This is a genomic window from Streptomyces phytophilus (genome assembly GCF_013870535.1).
Taxonomy (GTDB): domain Bacteria; phylum Actinomycetota; class Actinomycetes; order Streptomycetales; family Streptomycetaceae; genus Streptomyces; species Streptomyces phytophilus.
This window is the reverse complement of record NZ_JACBXC010000536.1, coordinates 1-3,996: the sequence shown is the minus strand read 5'-3', so window position 1 is coordinate 3,996 and position 3,996 is coordinate 1. Positions and strand designations below refer to the sequence as shown.

At 72.2% G+C, this 3,996-nt stretch carries 3 protein-coding genes and 1 pseudogene; 3 read left to right on the top strand and 1 reads right to left on the bottom strand.

Features of this window, described 5'->3' with window-relative positions; translation table 11 throughout:
• The coding region (locus H5J30_RS20800) for a GAF domain-containing protein (protein WP_181788911.1) at nt 1–372 on the bottom strand (372 nt) is incomplete at its 3' end.
• 131 nt (nt 373–503) lie between these two features.
• Between H5J30_RS20800 and H5J30_RS20795 the strand changes: the two genes are divergently transcribed.
• The 3 genes and pseudogenes from H5J30_RS20795 to H5J30_RS36890 all read left to right on the top strand — a co-directional run.
• Nucleotides 504–2,177: an AMP-binding protein gene (locus tag H5J30_RS20795; protein ID WP_181788910.1), complete on the top strand. Its 1,674-nt coding sequence runs from the start codon at nt 504–506 to the stop codon at nt 2,175–2,177.
• A complete protein-coding gene (locus H5J30_RS20790; RefSeq protein WP_181788909.1) occupies nt 2,174–3,790 on the top strand; it encodes an AMP-binding protein in 1,617 nt (538 codons plus the stop codon). Before H5J30_RS20795 ends, H5J30_RS20790 begins: the two co-directional genes overlap by 4 nt.
• 28 nt (nt 3,791–3,818) lie before the next feature.
• Nucleotides 3,819–3,996, top strand: a pseudogene (locus H5J30_RS36890) (MBL fold metallo-hydrolase); the annotation flags it as partial.

Sequence of the window (3,996 nt, the reverse complement as noted above, 5' to 3'; positions counted from 1 at the left end):
CGGCAGCGAGTCGCGCAGCGCCCCGTAGAGCACGGCCCGCACCCGGCCGCGTACGACGACGGGCACCGCCAGCACCGAGCGCAGCCCCTCGGCGCCCACCGGGCCGTCGTACTCGTGGCTGATGGCGCGGGACGAGGTGTAGTCGGTGACCGCGCAGGGGCGGGAGAAGGCGATGGCCTTGCCGCCGAGCCCGTTGCCCGTGGCCACCCCGAGTCCCTGCAGGGACAGCGTCACCGTCCCGCTCAGCTCGCTGATCCGCAGCTTGCGGCCGCCGTCCGTGAGCAGCCCGCCGAAGGCGACGGGCACGCCGCCGCCCCGGCGCAGCCGGGCCAGCGCGCCGCGCACCTCCGCTGCGTCCACGGTCTCCGGCATCTCGCTCGCTCCCTGATGCTGACGGGGTATCGCCGGCGTGGCCGGCGGCAGGGCACCCCCGTATGGGGGTAGTGAGGCGTACGTCACTCGCAGCACGATGCTAGCGAGCCGCCGCCGTACGAGGAGGACATGTGACGGCATCGAATCCGACCGCGGACTTCCGGTCCGCGCGGGACTTTCTGCTGCGGCGGAGGGAGGACTACGCCGCCGCCCGCGCCGGCTTCTCCTGGCCCAGGCCGGAGCGCTTCAACTGGGCACTCGACTGGTTCGACGCCGTCGCCGAGGGCAACGAGCGCACGGCCCTCCACATCGTCGAGGAGGACGGCCGCGAGACGAAGTTGAGTTTCACCCGGATGAGTGAGCGCTCGAACCGGGTGGCGAACTGGCTGCGCGCCCAGGGCGTGCGCGCCGGCGACCGGATCGTCGTCATGCTCGGCAACCAGGCCGAGTTGTGGGAGACCGCGCTCGCCGCGATGAAGCTCCGCGCCGTCGTCATCCCCGCCACGCCGCTCCTCGGCCCGGCCGACCTCGCCGACCGCATCGAGCGCGGCGGCGCCCGCCACGTGCTCGTACGGGCCGCCGACGAGGCCAAGTTCGCCGAGGTGCCCGGCGACTACACCCGCATCTCGGTCGGCGGCAGCTCGCCGGGCTGGCTCCCGTACGAGGACGCGTACGAGGCCCCCGCCGCCTTCACGCCCGACGGCCCGACGGCCGCCGGCGACACCCTGATGCTCTACTTCACCTCCGGCACCACCGCGCTCCCCAAGCTCGTCGAGCACACCCATGTCTCGTACCCCGTCGGCCACCTGGCGACGATGTACTGGATCGGCATCCGGCCGGGCGACGTCCACCTGAACATCTCCTCGCCCGGCTGGGCCAAGCACGCCTGGTCCAACCTCTTCGCGCCCTGGAACGCGGAGGCGACCGTCTTCCTGTACAACTACACGCGCTTCGACGCCGGGGCGCTGCTCGGCGCCATGGCGCGCGGCGGCGTGACAACTTTCTGCGCCCCGCCCACCGTCTGGCGCATGCTCGTCCAATCCGACCTCAGCGGCCTCGCCACCCCGCCGCGCGAGGCCGTCGCCGCAGGTGAACCCCTCAACCCGGAGGTCATCGAGGCCGTCCGGCGGGCCTGGAAGCTGACCATCCGCGACGGCTTCGGCCAGACCGAGACCGCGGTGCAGATCGCCAACTCCCCCGGGCAGCCCGTCAAGCTGGGGTCCATGGGCCGTCCCACTCCCGGATACGACGTCGTGCTCCTGGACCCCGTCAGCGGCAAGCCCGCCGACGAGGGCGAGATCTGCCTCGACCTGTCAGCGCGCCCCGTGGGCCTGATGACGGGCTACGAGGGCGACCCCGCCCGCACCGCCGAGGCCATGGCCGACGGCTACTACCGCACCGGCGACATCGGCGCCCGCGACGCCGAGGGCTACATCACGTACATCGGGCGCAGCGACGACGTCTTCAAGGCCAGCGACTACAAGATCAGCCCCTTCGAGCTGGAGAGCGCGCTGCTGGAGCACGAGGCGGTCGCCGAGGCCGCCGTCGTGCCCGCGCCCGACCCGCTGCGGCTCGCCGTGCCCAAGGCGTACGTCGTGCTCGCCGCCGGCTGGGAGCCGGGCCCCGCCGCCGCGGCGGCGATCTTCGCGCACTCCCGCGCCGTGCTCGCCCCGTACAAGCGCGTCCGGCGGCTGGAGTTCGCCGACCTGCCCAAGACCGTCTCCGGCAAGATCCGCCGCGTGCAGCTGCGCGAGGCGACCGCCGCCGGCTCCGCCGACGAGTACCGCGAGGAGGACCACCCGTGACCCCAGAGCCGTCCTACACCGGCGGTACCGGCACCACAGCGCTGCTGGGCGACACCATCGGTGCCAACCTGGATCGCGCCATCGCCGCCCACCCCGACCGCGAGGCCCTCGTCGACGTGCCCTCCGGGCGCCGCTGGACGTACGCGGAGTTCGGGGCCGCCGTCGACGAGGTGGCGCGCGGGCTGCTCGCCCGCGGCGTCGCCAAGGGCGAGCGCATCGGCATCTGGGCGGTCAACTGCCCGGAGTGGGTGCTCGTGCAGTACGCCTCCGCCCGTATCGGCGCGGTGATGGTCACCATCAACCCCGCCTACCGCGTGCACGAGCTGGAGTACGTCCTCAACCAGTCCGGCATCTCCCTGCTCGTCGCCTCGCTGGCGCACAAGTCCAGCGACTACCGGCGGATGGTCGAGCAGGTACGCGGCAGCTGCCCGGCCCTGCGCAACGTCTTCTACATCGGCCACGCCGGCTGGGGCCGGCTGATCGAGGCCGGCCGCACCGTGCCCCCGGAGCGGGCCCGCGAGCGCGAGGCGCTGCTGTCCTGCGACGACCCGGTCAACATCCAGTACACCTCCGGCACCACCGGCTTCGCCAAGGGCGCGACCCTCTCGCACCACAGCATCCTCAACAACGGCTACTTCGTGGGCGAGACGCTGGGCTACACCGAGGAGGACCGGGTCTGCATCCCCGTCCCGTACTACCACTGCTTCGGCATGGTGATGGGCAACCTCGCGGCCACCAGCCACGGCGCCTGCATCGTCGTCCCGGGCCCCTCGTTCGACCCCGCGGCCACCCTCGCGGCCGTCGAACAGGAGCGCTGCACCTCGCTGTACGGGGTGCCCACCATGTTCGTCGCCGAACTGGCCCTGACCGACTTCGCCCTGTACGACCTGACGTCGCTGCGCACCGGGATCATGGCCGGCTCGCCGTGCCCGGTCGAGGTGATGAAGCGGGTGGTCAACGAGATGCACATGGCGGAGGTGACCATCTGCTACGGCATGACCGAGACCTCCCCCGTCTCCCTGCAGACCCGGCGCGAGGACGACCTGGAGCGCCGCACCGCCACCGTCGGCCGCGTCCTGCCGCACATCGAGGTCAAGGTCGTCGACCCGGTCACCGGCGTGACCATGCCCCGCGGCACCGCGGGCGAGCTGTGCACCCGCGGCTACAGCGTCATGCAGGGCTACTGGGAGCAGCCGGAGCGCACCGCCGAGGCCATCGACGCCGGCCGCTGGATGCACACCGGCGACCTCGCGCGGATGCGCGACGACGGCTGCGTGGAGATCGTCGGCCGGATCAAGGACATGATCATAAGGGGCGGCGAGAACGTCTACCCGCGCGAGATCGAGGAGTTCCTGCACACCCATCCCAAGATCGCCGACGTGCAGGTGGTGGGCGTGCCGGACGAGACGTACGGCGAGGAGATCCTCGCCTGCGTCATCCTCAGCGACCCGCAGCACGCGCTCTCCCGGCGCGAGCTGGCCCACTACTGCGAGAACCGGCTCGCGCACTACAAGATCCCGCGGCATCTGCGGATCATGGCGGAGTTCCCGATGACGGTCAGCGGGAAGGTGCGGAAGGTCGAGCTGCGGGAGCAGTTCAGTGCTGCGGAATAGCGGCGGCCCGCGGGTCCTTGGCACTGCCATGACGATCTTGCACTACGTCGGCGGCCCCACCGCGCTCCTCCGGCTCGGTGGGGTCCGGCTGCTGACGGACCCGACCTTCGACCCGCCAGGCGAGTACCCCGTCGGGGGCCGGCGGCTGGTGAAGACCGCGGGCCCGGCGCTGTCGCCGGCCGACCTGGGCCCGGTCGACGCGGTGC